Origin of the sequence: Chitinibacter fontanus, assembly GCF_013423785.1 — a bacterium.
In the GTDB taxonomy this organism is placed as follows: Bacteria; Pseudomonadota; Gammaproteobacteria; order Burkholderiales; family Chitinibacteraceae; genus Chitinibacter; species Chitinibacter fontanus.
Genome location: NZ_CP058952.1, coordinates 3,217,141 through 3,233,843, shown reverse-complemented (window position 1 = coordinate 3,233,843; position 16,703 = coordinate 3,217,141). Strand labels below are relative to the sequence as shown.

General features: G+C 48.1%; 17 protein-coding genes. 1 reads left to right on the top strand and 16 read right to left on the bottom strand.

What is annotated here, in order from left to right:
• The first annotated feature begins 54 nt into the window (after positions 1–54).
• A complete protein-coding gene (locus HZU75_RS15405) occupies positions 55–978 on the top strand; it encodes a C40 family peptidase (protein WP_180306871.1) in 924 nt (307 codons plus the stop codon).
• Positions 979–1,163: 185 nt separating this feature from the next.
• Here HZU75_RS15405 and HZU75_RS15400 read toward each other — a convergent pair whose 3' ends face one another.
• The 16 genes from HZU75_RS15400 to ndk all read right to left on the bottom strand — a co-directional run bounded on the left by HZU75_RS15400 (position 1,164) and on the right by ndk (position 16,562).
• The gene (locus HZU75_RS15400; RefSeq protein ID WP_180306870.1) at positions 1,164–2,459 is read right to left on the bottom strand and encodes an adenylosuccinate synthase; all 1,296 of its coding nucleotides are present in this window, start codon (positions 2,457–2,459) and stop codon (positions 1,164–1,166) included.
• 124 nt (positions 2,460–2,583) lie between these two features.
• Positions 2,584–3,726 carry an ATP phosphoribosyltransferase regulatory subunit gene (locus tag HZU75_RS15395; RefSeq protein WP_180306869.1) on the bottom strand — a complete coding sequence of 381 codons (1,143 nt, stop codon included), beginning with the start codon at positions 3,724–3,726 and terminating at the stop codon, positions 2,584–2,586.
• Between the two features lie 77 nt (positions 3,727–3,803).
• Positions 3,804–3,989, bottom strand: a complete 186-nt coding sequence (locus HZU75_RS15390; RefSeq protein WP_180306868.1) for a DUF2065 domain-containing protein — start codon at positions 3,987–3,989, stop codon at positions 3,804–3,806.
• Complete coding sequence (hflC, locus tag HZU75_RS15385; protein WP_180306867.1) at positions 3,986–4,864, bottom strand: protease modulator HflC; 879 nt, start codon at positions 4,862–4,864, stop codon at positions 3,986–3,988. Before hflC ends, HZU75_RS15390 begins: the two co-directional genes overlap by 4 nt.
• Positions 4,865–4,875: 11 nt before the next feature.
• Positions 4,876–6,066: an FtsH protease activity modulator HflK gene (gene hflK / locus HZU75_RS15380; RefSeq protein ID WP_180306866.1), complete on the bottom strand. Its 1,191-nt coding sequence runs from the start codon at positions 6,064–6,066 to the stop codon at positions 4,876–4,878.
• Positions 6,067–7,170: a GTPase HflX gene (gene hflX, locus HZU75_RS15375; RefSeq protein ID WP_180306865.1), complete on the bottom strand. Its 1,104-nt coding sequence runs from the start codon at positions 7,168–7,170 to the stop codon at positions 6,067–6,069. It abuts the gene before it with no gap.
• 118 nt (positions 7,171–7,288) lie between these two features.
• The gene (gene hfq / locus HZU75_RS15370) at positions 7,289–7,540 is read right to left on the bottom strand and encodes an RNA chaperone Hfq (RefSeq protein WP_180306864.1); all 252 of its coding nucleotides are present in this window, start codon (positions 7,538–7,540) and stop codon (positions 7,289–7,291) included.
• A 99-nt stretch (positions 7,541–7,639) separates the two neighbouring features.
• Entirely contained in the window at positions 7,640–8,992 is a 1,353-nt protein-coding gene (gene der, locus HZU75_RS15365; RefSeq protein ID WP_180306863.1) for a ribosome biogenesis GTPase Der, read from the bottom strand.
• 9 nt (positions 8,993–9,001) lie between these two features.
• Entirely contained in the window at positions 9,002–10,129 is a 1,128-nt protein-coding gene (bamB, locus tag HZU75_RS15360) for an outer membrane protein assembly factor BamB (RefSeq protein WP_180306862.1), read from the bottom strand.
• A 2-nt stretch (positions 10,130–10,131) separates the two neighbouring features.
• The gene (locus tag HZU75_RS15355) at positions 10,132–10,761 is read right to left on the bottom strand and encodes a YfgM family protein (protein ID WP_180306861.1); all 630 of its coding nucleotides are present in this window, start codon (positions 10,759–10,761) and stop codon (positions 10,132–10,134) included.
• 20 nt (positions 10,762–10,781) lie between these two features.
• Positions 10,782–12,053: a histidine--tRNA ligase gene (hisS, locus tag HZU75_RS15350; RefSeq protein ID WP_180306860.1), complete on the bottom strand. Its 1,272-nt coding sequence runs from the start codon at positions 12,051–12,053 to the stop codon at positions 10,782–10,784.
• Positions 12,054–12,076: 23 nt separating this feature from the next.
• Positions 12,077–13,351 (bottom strand): flavodoxin-dependent (E)-4-hydroxy-3-methylbut-2-enyl-diphosphate synthase, encoded by a 1,275-nt coding sequence (gene ispG / locus HZU75_RS15345; RefSeq protein ID WP_180306859.1) that lies wholly within the window; start codon positions 13,349–13,351, stop codon positions 12,077–12,079.
• A gap of 3 nt (positions 13,352–13,354) precedes the next feature.
• Positions 13,355–14,239, bottom strand: coding sequence for a RodZ domain-containing protein (locus HZU75_RS15340; RefSeq protein WP_180306858.1), 885 nt, complete (start codon positions 14,237–14,239; stop codon positions 13,355–13,357).
• Positions 14,232–14,978: a tetratricopeptide repeat protein gene (locus tag HZU75_RS15335; RefSeq protein ID WP_180306857.1), complete on the bottom strand. Its 747-nt coding sequence runs from the start codon at positions 14,976–14,978 to the stop codon at positions 14,232–14,234. The genes HZU75_RS15340 and HZU75_RS15335 overlap by 8 nt, the downstream gene beginning before the upstream one ends.
• A 9-nt stretch (positions 14,979–14,987) precedes the next feature.
• A complete protein-coding gene (gene rlmN / locus HZU75_RS15330; protein WP_180306856.1) occupies positions 14,988–16,112 on the bottom strand; it encodes a dual-specificity RNA methyltransferase RlmN in 1,125 nt (374 codons plus the stop codon).
• Positions 16,113–16,136: 24 nt separating this feature from the next.
• The gene (gene ndk / locus HZU75_RS15325; protein WP_179358007.1) at positions 16,137–16,562 is read right to left on the bottom strand and encodes a nucleoside-diphosphate kinase; all 426 of its coding nucleotides are present in this window, start codon (positions 16,560–16,562) and stop codon (positions 16,137–16,139) included.
• Positions 16,563–16,703 lie beyond the last annotated feature (141 nt).

Genomic DNA, 16,703 nt, shown 5'->3' with positions numbered 1-16,703 from the left:
TAATTTGAATTTTAGGCTTTACAGCCGTTTTCTACACCCGTAAAGTTCCTGCCCATGAAATGGATTATCATTCTTGCTACAGTATTGAGCTGTACAAACCAATTGGCGCACGCAGATCAGGATATGCCACTCGGAGACACCAATCCGAGCAGTGGCTTGCGCAGCGCAACTACACTTGAATCCGCCGCGAGCAGCGACAACGAGTCCCCTGCCGTTGCAGCACGACCGCGCAGCAAACCCAAATCAACCGCCATGCCAAAGGGCACTGACTACCAGCCCGCGCAGGATTTGCTGTTATCAGCCATGAGTTTGATTGGCGTGAAATATACGTGGGGTGGCAATACCCCCGAAGCAGGTTTAGATTGCTCTGGCTTTATCAAATACGTATTCCAGAACTCAATGAACATTACCCTGCCTCGTACTGCACTTGGCATGTCGCAGACGGGTCAGAATGTTGATAAATCAGAGCTCAAACCCGGCGATTTGGTATTCTTCAATACGCTGGGTCGCACCTTCTCACACGTTGGCATTTATCTTGGCGATAATCGATTTATCCACTCACCTCGCAGTGGCCGCAATATCGAAGTAGCCAATATGAATCTCAGTTATTGGCAAAGCCGTTTTAACGGCGCTAGGCGCGTTGCAGATAGCGGCAGCCAGGGGCTCAATGTCAGCTCATTACTAGCAGCAGGCAGTGGCAATAAAGCAGCCACTACCACTGCACGCAACAGCGCTGAGAGCTCTGATGCCGCGCGTTCCAACATGCAATGCAAGAAAATAACCGTTGGCAAAGGTAAAAAGAAAAAAACCGTTACCCAATGCACCCAACAAAAAGCGAAAAATAGCGCCGCAGCCAACAAACCTAGCGTTAGCAAATCAAGCGCAAAAGCTAGTAAGAATAAAAGCGCAAACAAAAAAGATGCGGCACGCTCTAAAACGACAACCACCAAAAAGACTAACAAATCCAAGAAGCAATAATAGAGTATATGTCTAGATGCCTTATTATGACTTTGTTCGATTAAGATACCCACCAGAAAGCCCGCAATGCGCGGGCTTTTTTACACCACTGCATTGAAGCCACACTGGTCAATCATCATTCTCAATCATTTTCTAGATGCATAAAAAAAGCCCCGAATCTCGGGGCTTTCTTCATCGACTCAAACTTAGCCGTGATATGGGTGACGCATTACAATTGTTTCTTCGCGATCTGGACCAGTAGAAATAATATCGATCGGCGCTTCGCAGATCTCAGCAATGCGCTGCAAATACTTGCGGGCGTTTTCCGGCAAGTCTTCCCATTTTTTTACGCCAAAAGTGCTTTCAGTCCAGCCCGCACATTCTTCGTAGATCGGTTCGCACAAAGCAATATCGTCGGCACCCACGGGCAAGATGTCAGTCTCAACGCCATTGATTTTATAGCCAACACATAATTTGATGGTTTCAATACCATCCATAACGTCAAGCTTGGTCACACAAAGACCAGAAACACCATTGATCTGAATCGAGCGTTTCAGAGCAGCCGCATCAAACCAGCCACAACGACGTGGACGGCCGGTCACCGAGCCAAATTCATTACCACGCTTGGCAAGGCCTGCACCAACATCATCAAACAATTCGGTAGGGAATGGGCCAGAGCCAACACGTGTTGTGTATGCTTTCACAATACCCAATACATATTGCAGCATTTGTGGTGCAACGCCCGCACCTGGAGCTGCAGCACCTGCAACGCAGTTACTTGAAGTCACGTACGGGTAAGTACCGTGGTCAACATCTAGCAAAGTACCTTGTGCACCTTCAAATAACAGCGGCTTACCTGCTTTATTCAAATCATACAAAGTACGCGAAACGTCGCCGAGCATCGGCTTAATGCGCTCAGCATAAGCCAAAGTTTCATCGTAAATCGTCTGGTAATCCAATGTTGGCGCATTGAAGTAGTTTTTCAGTGCAAAGTTGTACCAGTCGAGGTTTTCAAGCAATTTGGCCGCGAAACGCTCTGGGTGATACAAATCTTGCAATCGGATCGAACGACGCGCGATTTTGTCTTCATAAGCAGGGCCAATACCGCGACCCGTTGTGCCGATCTTTTTCTCACCTTTAGCAGCTTCGCGGGCTTGGTCGATCGCGATGTGGTAAGGCAGAATCAAAGGACAAGCTTCAGAAATACGCAAACGGCTCATCACATCAATACCGGCAGCAGTTAGCTCATCAATCTCTTTGAGCAGTGCTTCGGGCGAAATTACTACGCCGTTACCAATAAAACATGCTTTGCCAGCGTGCAAAATACCCGATGGAATCAAGCGCAGAACTGTTTTTTTGCCGCCAACAATCAGCGTATGGCCAGCATTGTGACCACCTTGAAAGCGAACCACGCCTTGGGCGTGATCCGTCAACCAGTCAACAATCTTGCCCTTACCTTCGTCGCCCCATTGGGTACCGATAACGACTACATTTCTGCTCATTCCCAAACCTCGATGCATAAAACACAAAATAATTTGGCAGCGCTACACCTGTAACGTTGCGACCGAACTTTAACGTCAAATCGCGGTTTGAGCCAGCGATTTTTTTGCAAAAACGGCTTAATTTTTACAGACTTATGACTTGCCAAACACCTGCATTTTGCTGCAGGGTCCGGTCCACATGCACTTCCGATTGCACCACGCCCAAATCGACAATCACTATTTCCCCTTGCGCACGCAAGCCACGGATAGCAGAGAGCAATTCAGGATCATCGCCTTGTGGCGCCAAAATACCTGCTTTAGGGCCAGCAAATGGCACAGCGGTTAAACCGCGCAAATCGATACTAAAACCCGTAGCCGGACGCGAGCGGCCAAATTTTTCACCAACACTGTCATAGCGACCACCACGCGCCACCGCGTTGGTGAAGCCTTTGGCATAAGCATTAAAAACTAGACCTGTGTGGTAATAACTGCCCGGCAACTCAGCCAGATCAAAGCGAACGGCAATACCTCGTGCGCTCAACGCAGCGTGCAATTGACTTAGGCCTTCAAGCGCGTCGGTAATCGCGGGCAGGTTTGGCAATTGCCTACGAGCTTGCGCCAGCACAGTGAAGTCGCCATAGTTGGATGCTAACGCCAACAAGCCTTGCGTCAACTCTGGGTTTAATTGCGCTGATAAGGTCTTAAGTGTTGGCACATCTTTTTGTTTGAGTGCACTGAAGGCAGTTTGTCGCACCTCACCTTGCCAGCCAGCCGCATCAGCAATAGCGTTAAATAAGCCAATATGCCCAACTTCCAGCGTGATATCTTTCACTCCAGCTTGCGCAAGGCTAGCAAACATAAGTTCAATGATTTCCACATCCGCAGCCAAACTGGCAGAACCATAAATTTCTGCACCGATTTGGCGTGGCTGACGCGTTGATAGCAAGCCATCAGGACGCGTACACAATACAGAGCCGGTGTAGCAGAGCCGAGCCACACCTTGACGGTTTAGTATATGCGAATCAATGCGAGCAACTTGCGGCGTAATATCGGCACGCAAGCCCATTTGGCGACCAGATAGCTCATCAACCAACTTGAACGTTTTTAAGTCCAAGGCGGCATCTTGCTGTGTGAGCAGCGATTCAACGTACTCAACCAACGGCGGTTCAACTTGCTCGTATCCATAGAGTGCAAACTGATCGAGCATGCGGCGACGCATACTTTCAATTTGGCGGGCCTCGGCAGGGAGTACATCAGAAATATATTCAGGCAGAATCCAGTTACGCATTATCTTTACAAACCAAATGCCCACCCAGGTATAACCCTGGAGTGGGCGTCATTCATAGTATTGGCAGCAATACCCAATTAGGTTGCAGCCAGCGAAATTACCAAACCAACAATTAGCGAGCAAAACCCAAGCAAACGTATCTGGTTATCGGTCATTTGAGCCATACGGCGTAATGCAGACCGCCAGATATGTGGCAGAGCAAAAGGCATAATACCTTCAAACACCAGCATTAGCCCTAAACCCAACCAAAGCGCAGTACTCATTTACCCGAACCAGCACGCGGGTTCTTCATGTACTTGAAGAAGTCTGCACTAGGATCGATCACCATCACATCGCTTTTCTTCGCAAAGCTTTGTTTATAAGCATCTAGGCTCTTATAAAAAGCGTAAAACTCAGGGTTTTTACCATACGATTCGGCATAAATCGCCGCGGCTTTTGCATCGCCTTCACCCTTCATTTGCTGTGCTTGATTGTATGCATCAGCCAAGATCACTTCGCGCTGCTTATCAGCATCCGCTTTGATTTTCTCGGCAGCAGCACTACCTTCAGCGCGCAATTGGCTAGCCACGGCCTTGCGCTCAGATTGCATGCGCTCGTAAACCGAGTTCAAAGTGCTGTCTTCGAGTTCAACCCGTTTGATACGCACATCGAGGACTTGCACGCCGATCCGAGCTGCATCGGCATCGGCAACTTTACGCACCAGATTCATCACTTCATCACGCTGGCCAGAAATTACATCCTGTACGGTTCGTTTACCAAACTCATCGCGTAGCATATTGTTTACGGTATTGCGCAGACGATCCACCGCTTTTTTCTCATCAACACCGACTGCTTTGTAGTATTTTTCTACGTCAACAATCTGGTATTTGATAAAGCTATCGGCTTTCACATTCATTTTTTCGATCGTTTGAATACGCGCAGGAGCTTCTTCATCAATCGTTTGAATGCGTTTATCGAAGTAGCGAACTTCTTGCAGCAGCGGTATTTTAAAATGAAACCCGGGGTCTTTAATAACCCGAACGGCCTCGGAAAACTGGAATACAACTGCGTATTTACGCTGATCCAGAGTAAAAAATGTGGTTGAAAAAATAAACAAGCCCAAAAACAAGGCGGCCAACAAAGGCATAATGCGATTCATCTGTCCTCTCCTTAGCGACCGTCGCGCTGGCCACGATCGTTACGGGCAGCAGGTGTTTCATTAGGTTGTGGAGCAGGAGCCTCAACCGCGGCTTTAACAGCAGGAGCTGGGGCTGGCGATTCACCTTGAGCATTCATCTGCATCAGTTTATCCAAGGGCAGGTAGAGCAAATTGCCATTCGCTTTCTGATCAACCATTACCTTCGTTGTATTTTGATAAACCGTTTGCATTGTATCGAGGTACATACGGTCACGAGTCACCTGAGGTGCCTTGGCATATTCTGCCGCAATCTGTCTAAAGCGCGACGCGTCACCCTCTGCTCGGGCAACAACTTGCTGACGATAACCCAAAGCCTCTTCATTGAGCCGTGCAGCCATACCACTAGCTTTAGGCACAACATCATTTGCATACGCCGTGCCTTCATTAATTAGGCGTGCGCGGTCTTGCCGTGCTTTCACGGCATCACTAAAGGCGGCCTGGACTTGCTCCGGCGGCTGTACGTCAGAGATATTCACACGAGATACTGAAATACCTGTTTGGTATTTGGTCAGCAGCTCTTGAATCATTTCCTTGGTATCTTCACCAATCTTGCCGCGACCTTCATTGAGAACGTAATCAACCTTATTCTTGCCGACCACCTCACGAATTGCAGTTTCAGCAGCCTGCTTGACCACATCTCGGCCATCTTTGTCAGTCAGGCGGTTGTTAAACAAGAAATCTCGCGCTGAGTTGAGGTTATATTGCACCTCAAGTTGAACTTCAATAATGTTCTGGTCACCAGTCAGCATCGTGCTTTCATCACCAGCTGCAGCGGCTCCGCGCACGCCAACTTCCAGACTACGAAGTTCGGTGACATTTACGATCTCACGAGACTCAATTGGGTATGGCAGATGCCAATTAAGACCTGCGTTTTCTACTGTCTTGGTGTATTTACCAAAACGGGTGATGACCGCGTTTTCACGCTCATCAACAACGTAAACACCAGAGCCAACCCACAAAACAAACAATCCAGCAGCAATCACCAAAGCGCCAGTTGAACCGCCATTGCCATTCATGGAAGATGGGTTGCTAGGACTGCCCTTCCCTCCAACCAAGCGATTAAATTTATCGGTAATCGAGCGGAAAATATCTTCCAAATCAGGCGGGCCACCATTATTGCCTTTGTTGCGACCGCCACCCCATTGCGGATCATTCTGACTCATTTATTCTTCCTTTTGTGATTGGCTCATTGCTTCAATCAACGCGGCACGAAGTAAATCAAGGCCATCACCATGGATAGCACTTAATTTAACAGTTTGAATTTTATCATATTCATCACGCAGCATTTCTGCTGGTAATGATTTTTGATCGATCTTATTAAAGACCATCAATTGAGGAATATGTTCCGCACCAATTTCTGTTAATACTTTATTGACTTCTGCGATTTGTAGGTCGCGCATTGGATGATTGATATCAACCACATGCAACAGCAAATCGGCATTAATTGTTTCCTCTAAGGTCGCCCGAAATGCGGCTACCAATGTATGCGGCAGTTGACGAATAAAACCTACCGTATCAGATAAAACAATTGAATGCTCTGCATCTAAAAACAACTTTCGGCTTGTAGTATCCAGCGTTGCAAACAATTGATCTGCAACATAAATCTTGGCTTTGGTTAATGCATTAAACAGCGTTGATTTACCCGCATTAGTATAGCCAACAATTGAAACTGTGAATTGCCCGTTACGATCACGCGCCTTGCGCTGAGTAGCTCGCTGTTTCTGAACCACGACCAGCTGATCTTTCAAACGCTTGACCCGTATCCCGATCAAGCGGCGGTCAGTTTCCAATTGTGACTCACCAGGCCCGCGCAAGCCAACCCCGCCTTTTTGTCGCTCAAGGTGAGTCCACCCCCGAATCAAACGGGTTTGAATATGCGCCAGCTGCGCCAGCTCCACCTGTAACTTGCCCTCAGCTGTACGCGCTCGCTGAGCAAAGATATCCAGAATAAGGGTTGTGCGGTCTAAAACGCGGCATTGCGCCTTTTTTTCTAAATTGCGTTCTTGTGCCGGTGAGAGCTGATGATTAAAGATAACCAGTTGCGCCTGATGTTCAGCCACTGCCTGTGCAATTTCGTCGGCCTTACCACTGCCGGCAAAATATGCCGGATCAGGGCGCTGGCGTTTACCCTCAATAATTTGCAGCGGTTTAACGCCAGCAGATTTGACCAGCTCAACGAACTCATCGATACCATCCCGATAATCGGGCTCACCAAAATCGAGGCAAACCAATATCGCCTCATCACCGCCTTGATGGCGCTCAAACATGCCTACCCCAATCTTTAATCATTATCTGTTCTTAACATGGGGGCAATCTCTGCGATCCCAAGAAGAAAAAACCCCGAAAGATGCAATCTTTCGGGGTTCGAAGTTACCCAAACATCAATCAGCTTTCTGTCGTTGCTGCAGCAGGATTGTCGTGCGGCACATTGACAGAACGCGAAGGCACAACAGTTGAGATTGCATGCTTGTAGACCATTTGCGTCACGGTATTACGCAACAGCACTACATATTGATCAAACGATTCGATTTGACCTTGCAACTTAATGCCATTAACCAAGTAGATTGACACTGGCACATGCTCTTTGCGCAAGATGTTCAAAAAAGGATCTTGCAACATTTGCCCCTTAGCACTCATTTTTATTCTCCGGCTTGTTATTTAATTTCCGTCTATACGGCTTGAGTCAAAACATCTTACGCTTATAGTACACTTTTCAGCAGCTTACAATTGGCAATTTTATTTATTGCCTCGGCGATTCAATTTTGGAGGTGCCTTGCCTTCAAATGGATTCCCACCTTTCTTAAATTGCACCCTAAGTGGCGTTCCTTGAAGCTTGAAGGTTTTCATGAAGAAATGCTCCAAATAACGCCAGTATGAAGCAGGCACAGCCTCAAGCGCATTGCCGTGGATCACAACCACAGGTGGATTGCTACCACCCTGATGCGCATAGCGCATTTTTGGTCTGATCTTACCGGCGATTGGCGGCTGCTGGCGCTCCATAGCCAATTGAAGAGCACGAGTCAGTTTCGGCGTCGGAATCTTGATCATCGCAGCATCATATGCCTGGTGGATCGAACCAAACAAATCACCAACGCCCTTACCCTGCAGCGCGGAAATATAATGGAATTTGGCAAAATCTAAAAAGGCCAGTTTGCGCGAAATTTCACGCTTAATGGTATTGCGCTGGTCTTCATCAGCCGCTTCCCATTTATTAATTGCCACCACCAAAGCACGGCCAGACTCTAATACAAAGCCCGCAATTTTGGCGTCTTGATCCGAAACATCTTGCGTTGCATCAAGCACCAAAATAACCACATTGCAGTCTTCAATCGCCTGCATGGTTTTAATGACCGAAAATTTCTCGATCATGTCGGTGACCTTGCCGCGGCGACGTACACCGGCAGTATCAATTACGGTGTAGTTTTGTCCATTACGCTCAAAATCAATAAACACCGAGTCACGGGTAGTCCCTGGAGCGTCAAAGGCAATAACGCGCTCTTCGCCCAAAATAGTGTTAACCAATGTTGATTTGCCCACATTAGGGCGACCAACAATGGCAAACATTGGGTGAGTGATTTCTTCTTCTGGCTCAGGCTCTGGGAAGCCTTCCAAAATTTCATTTATTAAGTCACGAACCCCTTCGCCATGGGTAGCAGAAATAGCTACTGGGTCACCCAGACCTAATTCATGAAACTCAGCCGTCATTACGGCACGATTCATGCCTTCAATCTTATTTACAGCAACCCACACCGGCCGATCACCCTGTCGCAGGCGATTGGCAATAATTTTATCCTGCGGGGTCAAACCATTGCGGCCATCAACGATAAATACAATTGCGTCAGCTTCATCTACGGCCTGCAGCGTTTGCTTGGCCATCTCAAACATGATGCCTTCATCAACCACTGGCTCGAAACCACCCGTATCAATGACCAGATATGGTTTTTCACCCACTTTGCCGTGACCATAGTGACGATCCCGCGTTAAACCTGGCTGATCGGCCACCAATGCATCACGCGTCTTGGTAAGACGGTTAAATAACGTTGATTTGCCCACATTTGGGCGCCCCACAAGGGCAATTGTTGGTTTCATTCAATTCTCTTACTGTGCACCAAGCAGGTATAAACTGCCTTTGCGGGTTTGAACTAAAGCCTCAGACCCCACAGATTGTGGTGCGATATAAATACGACTGCCATCGGTGGCCTGCTGGCCAACCAAAGACCCATCTTCAGGGTCAAGATAGTGCAAATAACCTTCTAGATCACCTACTACAACCTGATTACCCAATACTGCTGGCGCACTCACGAAACGATAGGCCAGTTTATCTTGCTTCCAAACCGAGCGACCAGTGCTGCGTTCAAAGGCGTAAATGTGCCCTTTCACATCAGTCACATATACATGTGATTCATCAATACCTAAACCAGCCCAGCTAGACACTTCACGTGTCCACACTAAAGAACCGTTTTGCGTACTGATACAAGCCACGCGGCCTTGATAGGCTACCGCACAAACCATATCGGCAAACACTACCGGCGGGCTGACGATATCTGTCACGCGTTCAAGTTCGCTTGCACCACGCGGCAAGGCAATCGGAGCCTCCCACAACACACGACCATCATTCACAGCCAGCGCAGTTAAACGACCGGCAGCTTGTCCGATGTACACAATGCCATCTGCCGCAACCGGCGGTGCGTAATTACGCAATTGCAAAGCAGGCTGCGGACGTTGATAAACCCATTTCAGCTCACCCTTATCAGCAGAGTAAGCACTAACCTTGCCATCAATCGAGCGGACAACAACAAAACCACGCTCAATCACTGGTGATGCAATAACTTCACTTGAGGTTTGGGCAGTCCACAAGGTTTTCCCAGTTGCTAAATCTAAAGCAATGACATCACCCTTCAAGCTGCCAACAGCAACAAGATTGGTACCGACGCCGATCCCACCTGCTACTGGCTGAGGTAACTTGACCTGCCATTTAGCCTTACCGGTTTTACGATCAAGCAAGGCTACCGCACTATTACCGCCAACCACAGCCACATCATCACCAAAAAAAGCCGGCTGGAAACGATATTGTGTGTCATTGCCAATCGATGAATTCCAACGCACTTTGGCATGGCTATTTTTGCTCAACGCAGGCAATGGCGATGGATCCGGAATATTGCTGATGCTAGAACAAGCAGTCAAACCTAAAGCAGCCAGAAGTAAAATATTGCGCAGTACTCGCATCGTTACTTCACTCCAAGCACATCGAGTTTAACTTCTACAAGTTTCAGATTAGGAGCATCTTTAGGCAATTTTGCAATTGCTTGACGGTATGCGTCTGCAGCACCCGGCACATCTGATTTAGCAAGCAATACGTCACCACGCATTTCAGCAAACAAGGCAGAATAACTTTCTTCTTCAGGCGCTTTTACCAAGGTTAAAGCTTCATCGAATTTTTTATCATCAAGCAATACTGAAGCCAATCGTAACTTTGCAGTGTCACGCAAAGTCACTTCTTTTGCATTACTGATCACCCAGTTCAGCTCATCACGCGCTTTTGCTGCATCGCCGTTTAAATAAGCCAATTTCGCAGCACCCAAAGCGGCACGAGCTGCGTATGGGGTGGATTTGTAATCTGATTTCAAGCTATCTAATGTGGCAGTAAACTTGGACTTATCCATCGCCTGCGACTGTAATTGCGCATACAAATCAGCCGCTTTAGCAACCTGATGTTTTTGCCATGATTGCCAACCGGTCCACGCTGCATAAGCGAGCAAAGCAGTCACGACCACCGTCGCTAAAGATTTACCCCAGCTTTGCCACCAAGCTTTCAGCTCGGCAATCTGTTCTTGTTCTTGTAAGTCAAAAGCTGCCATGTTAACCCCGTTGTCCTTGATTATTTAAGACTACACATCACACTTGCTAATTGATCTTGCGCGACGGTCTGTTGCTCACCCTGCTTTTCACCCGTCAGCACTTTGATATTGACCGTCTGAGACTGCATCTCGCCCTCACCCACAATCACGGCAAAGCGCGCGCCCGACTGGTCAGCTTTTTTAAATTGCGATTTAAAGCTACCACCGCCAGCATGATATATCACATTGAAGCCTTGGTCGCGCATCTGACGCGCGGCGGTAAAGGCATACCGCGCCGCTGCCTCACCTTGGCTAACAACATACACATCGGGCGCAGCGCTTGGTGCCACGACTTTTTGTGCCTCAAGTAGCAACATCAAGCGCTCGATCCCCATCGCAAACCCAACGGCTGGGCAAGGCTTCCCGCCAAGCTGTTCAACCAGACCATCGTAACGGCCACCCGCCGCCACTGTGCCTTGTGCACCCAACTCAGTAGTGGTCCACTCAAACACCGTGCGATTGTAGTAATCTAAACCGCGCACCAAGCGCGGATTAATTACATACGCAATGCCTGCATCATCGAGCAAAGCTTTTACGCCGTCGAAATGCGCTTTGGACTCTTCACCTAAGAAGTCTGCGAGACGCGGAGCATTTTCAGCCATTGCTTGCAGCGCAGGGTTTTTGGTATCCAGCACGCGTAAAGGGTTGGTATATAGACGGCGACGGCTATCTTCGTCAAGTTGATCAACATACCCCTCAAGGTATTTAATCAGTTCGGCACGATGCGCCGCACGCTCTTCAGTATTTCCCAGCGAATTGAGCTCAAGTTGCAGACCAGTCAAGCCCAAACGCGGCCACAGATCGGCCAGCATCACAATCATTTCGGCATCAACATCTGGCGTTGCAAAACCAAACGCCTCGACACCAAGCTGATTAAACTGACGCAAACGCCCTTTTTGTGGGCGTTCATGCCGGAACATCGGACCCATATACCAGAGACGTTGGGTTTGGTTGTACAACAAGCCATGCTCGATACATGCACGTACGCAGCCAGCAGTACCTTCTGGGCGCAAAGTTAGCTTTTCACCATTAAGACTGTCTTCGAAAGCATACATTTCTTTTTCAACAATGTCGGTATGCTCACCCACACCTCGTACAAATAGATGCGTTGATTCAACAATCGGCATCCGAATCTGGTTGTAGCCGTAGGCTGCCAGCCATTCGCGCGTTACACGTTCAAAAAACTGCCACTGCGACATTTCTTGCGGCAGAATATCGTTCATGCCACGAATCCCTTGAATGGTTTGAGCCATTTTTATTTTTCTACCTGATCAATTTAAATCTGAGCTAACGGAATGATTTTAGGTGCATCAGCACGACGTTTGCTGCCGTTCTCACCATATCGTGTCACGACATAATTCTCAACAATCGCCTGGAATTCCTGAGCCACATTATCACCTTTCAGCGTAACGTCTTTCTCACCATCGACATACACCGGGCACACCGGCACCTCACCTGTACCCGGCAAGCTAATACCGATATCCGCCAATTTTGACTCGCCAGGGCCATTCACCACGCAGCCCATCACGGCGACCTTCATTTCCTCAACACCAGGATATTGAGCACGCCACACCGGCATTTGCTCACGCAAGAAGCTTTGAATATCTTGCGCCAGCTCTTGAAACACGGTTGAAGTGGTACGTCCGCAACCCGGGCAGGCAGTGACTAATGGGGTAAAACTGCGCAGCCCCATGGTTTGCAACAATTCTTGTGCAACCACCACCTCTTTAGTGCGGTCACCATTTGGTTCAGGCGTCAGGGAGATGCGAATGGTATCGCCAATCCCCTCTTGCATTAGCACCGCCAGCGCTGCGCTAGAAGCCACAATCCCCTTCGAGCCCATACCCGCTTCGGTTAACCCCAAATGCAATGGGTAATCACAGCGCGCACCCAAATCGCGATACACCGCAATCAAATCTTGCACGTGCGACACTTTACAAGATAATAAAATCTGATCTGGCGACAAACCCCAGGCAATAGCCTGATCGGCGGATTCAAGCGCAGACACAATGAGCGCTTCGCGCATCACGGCTTCGGCAGTTAGCGGCTGCGCACGTTTGGAATTTTCATCCATCATTCGCGCCGCAATAGCTTGATCGAGCGAGCCCCAATTCACGCCAATGCGCACCGGTTTTTTGTACTCAATCGCCTTTTCGATCATGTAGGCAAACTTTTCGTCGCGCTTGGCACCCTTGCCTACATTGCCAGGATTAATACGGTACTTGGCCAAAGCCTCAGCACAGTCGGGATAATCACGCAGCAAACGATCGCCATTAAAATGAAAATCCCCAACCAGCGGCACTTTGCAACCCCAGTTTTCTAGCTTGATCTTGATATTGGCGACCTGCGCAGCAGCTTCTGCACTATTGACAGTAATTCTTACCGCTTCAGAGCCTGCGCGCCATAACTCAAAAACCTGGCGAGCGGTGGCTTCTGCATCAGCAGTGTCGGTATTGGTCATTGATTGCACCATGACCGGATGATCACTTCCTACCCAGACATTTCCAATTTGAACTTGACGAGTTTTACGACGCACAATTGGGCTAGACATGAATTATTTCAATTCCAAATTAACAACATCAGAACCAGGTTTGAGATAGCTACTCAAATCAACTGGACGACCTTGAATGGTCAGTTTTGTTTTAGGGGCATTGCCTACTTTCACAGAAAATGGCGCCACACCAGTCACTTTACGCTCGTAACCAGGCCGAACAATTTCAGACAAGACTTTTGATCCGGTGCTGTCGACGATTTGCACCCAACTATCCGACTCGGTAACCACGCTTAATTCTGCAGCACCAGCAACAACAGAAGCTGCAATCGGGCTTACAAGTGGGGCTGCGGTGACTTCTACTTTAGAAGCCACACTTGCGCTCGTCTGTGGCTGAGCAGTTGCCACTACTGCTGAGCTTGCAACTTCAGTAGCTGCTTCGCTAGCGGCTGAGGCAGGAATCGCTTCAGGTGCATTTAGTTCTGGCAGAGCAACTTCTGGCGTCGATGGCTGCTGAAGGTACCAATACACGCCACCCACGCCCAGAAAAACACCCAGCAATGCAACGACAACAATCAAGGTAGAACTCGAAGAGCGTGTTGAACTGCGCATTTCTGGAAATGATTGACCAACTTCGATACTCACTGAGCTAGGACTTTCTTGCGCAGCTTCACCCGGCAATACGTTAGCAAGATAATCAATCAAAGGAGCAGGGTCGATCTGCACTAAGCGAGCATAATTGCGTACAAAACCCCGAATAAATAAATTGCTAGGCAATTCATCAAAAGCTTCTTGCTCTAGTGCTTGAACCTGACGGCGAGACAGTTTTAGCTGTCCAGCTACATCCTCAACAGTAAGACCTAAGGCTTCGCGTGCAGCGCGCAATTGGCGGCCCGCAGGCAGGAATGACGGAGATGCTACGGGTTTATTTTCTTGTTCTTCAATCATATTGTCCGGTCATCAGCTTGGTTGCTTCAACAGAATCTGGGTGGTTACGCTTTAATTCATTGGCATATCGCAACTCAGCTTCTTTGTTGCCGATTTTACGTTCAATACGCACGCCAAGCCATAGCAATTCGGGAGGAGCCTTGGAAACGGCCCGCAAAACTTCAATAAATAATTGTTTTGCCTGAGCAAGTTCACCCTCGCTCAGCAAATAATTCGCCACCTGAAATTTTACCGATAAATTATTCGTGCGCTGTTTACTCGCACGATCAAAATATTGCCGGGCTAGCGCTCTATCGCCCGCCTGCAAGCTGCAATTAGCCGCGGCAATCAACGTAAGTTCAGGCGTTGCATATAGGGTATTACTGAGCACGATATCATAGCGGGCAAGACCTGCCTTGTAATCGCCGCGCTCACATAAAAAAGCACCAAAATTCTGATTAATATCTGAGTCTTTCGGGGCTGCTTTAACTGCCTGCTCAAAATACATCCGGCCTTTCGCATCATCTTTGAGTGCGACGTATGAAACAGCCAGCACATTGAGTGCTTGAGCATAATTTGGAACAGACTCAAGTGCCTTTTTTCCCTCTTCAATGGCAACCGCATATGCACCACGGCGATAATACTCAGATGCCAGACTGGTACGGGTAGCTGCTCGCTGCTCATCAGCACTTAGATCTTCATTTGCCTGCACTAGCGGCGAAAGAACCAATATCAAAGCAAGCAAACAGTTTTTTTTCATTTTGAAGCCTTATTTTTGTTGAAACAAAATCGGGCGAGTTTCTGCCATTTTTTCAGTTCGGCGGGTTTTATCTAATACCTGCCCAGCCAACTGGCCGCATGCAGCATCAATATCATCACCACGCGTTTTTCGCACAGTCACAATGTAACCAGCCTGAATCAGAATATCACGGAATCGGTGAATCGCCTCACGCCCAGAGCGCGCATACCCTGAGTTAGGGAATGGGTTAAATGGTATCAGATTAAATTTACATGACACCGAACGTGCCAAATCAACCAGTTGGCGTGCGTGTTCGGGTTGATCGTTAATCCCTGCCAGCATCACGTACTCAAACGTCACAAAATCGCGCGGCGCTTTTTCCAGATAACGATTACAGGCATTAAGTAATTCTTTTAATGGGTATTTTTTATTAATTGGAACAATTTCATCACGAATTTTATCATTCGGCGCATGCAAACTAACAGCCAATGCCACCGGGCAATCTTCACGCAAACGATCAAGCTGAGGCACCATACCCGATGTAGACAATGTCACACGACGGCGCGATAAGCCATAGGCATTATCATCAAGCATCAAGCGCATTGCGGCGACCACATTATCGTAGTTAGCCAGCGGCTCGCCCATCCCCATCATTACGACATTCGACACGATGCGCGTATCGTCATTCACCGCATTACCCAACCGGGCGGCATCAAATGACAAGCGCTGATTCGCCCACCACAATTGGCCAATAATTTCAGCAGTGCTTAAATTACGATTAAAACCTTGGCGTGCTGTTGAACAAAACGTACAGTCCAGCGCACAACCGACCTGACTCGACACACATAATGTACCGCGGTCATCCTCAGGAATAAAAACAGCCTCAACGCCATTGCCCGTACCGACATCCAGCAACCACTTGCGGGTGCCATCTTGGGCAATTTGTTCGGCCATCATTGAAGGCGGAGCCACACAGGCTTGCTCGGTCAATTTCTGACGAAATGACTTCGCAATATCGCTCATCACGTCAAAATCAGCGGCGCCGCGCTGATGAACCCACTTGAGCAATTGCTTGGCACGAAAAGGCTTCTCCCCCATCTGCACCATCAATTGGCCGAGTCGCTCAGCATCGTAATCCAACAAATTTAATGACATGATCGTGTGCTCCGCAGCGTTCAATTAAGCGCCGTAAACTTCTGAAGCAGCAAAGAAATACGCAATTTCAATCGCTGCATTTTCCAAACTATCTGAACCGTGCACTGCATTTGCGTCGATGCTTGCCGCAAAATCAGCACGAATCGTACCTGCAGCCGCTTCTTTCGGGTTAGTAGCGCCCATCAATTCACGGTTTTTCAATACTGCGTTTTCGCCTTGCAATACTTGGATCATGACTGGGCCAGAGATCATAAAGTTCACCAAATCGTTAAAGAAAGGGCGCTCTTTATGTACAGCGTAAAAGCCTTCTGCTTCAGCGCGTGACAATTGCTTCATTTTAGCCGCAACCACTTTCAGGCCAGCAGACTCGAAACGATCGTAAATTTTACCGATCACGTTTTTAGCAACTGCATCAGGCTTGATGATAGAAATTGTGCGTTCGATAGTCATTTTTGATTTCTCCAGAGGTTTAATGTTTAGTTTTATCAACAAACACGAAAGAATATTGTTGCCCGAGGCCGTTTTCAGCTAGCCTCTGCATAGGCTAAATCGGACTAAAAAGCCACGCCAATATGCAAACTTCAGGCAAAT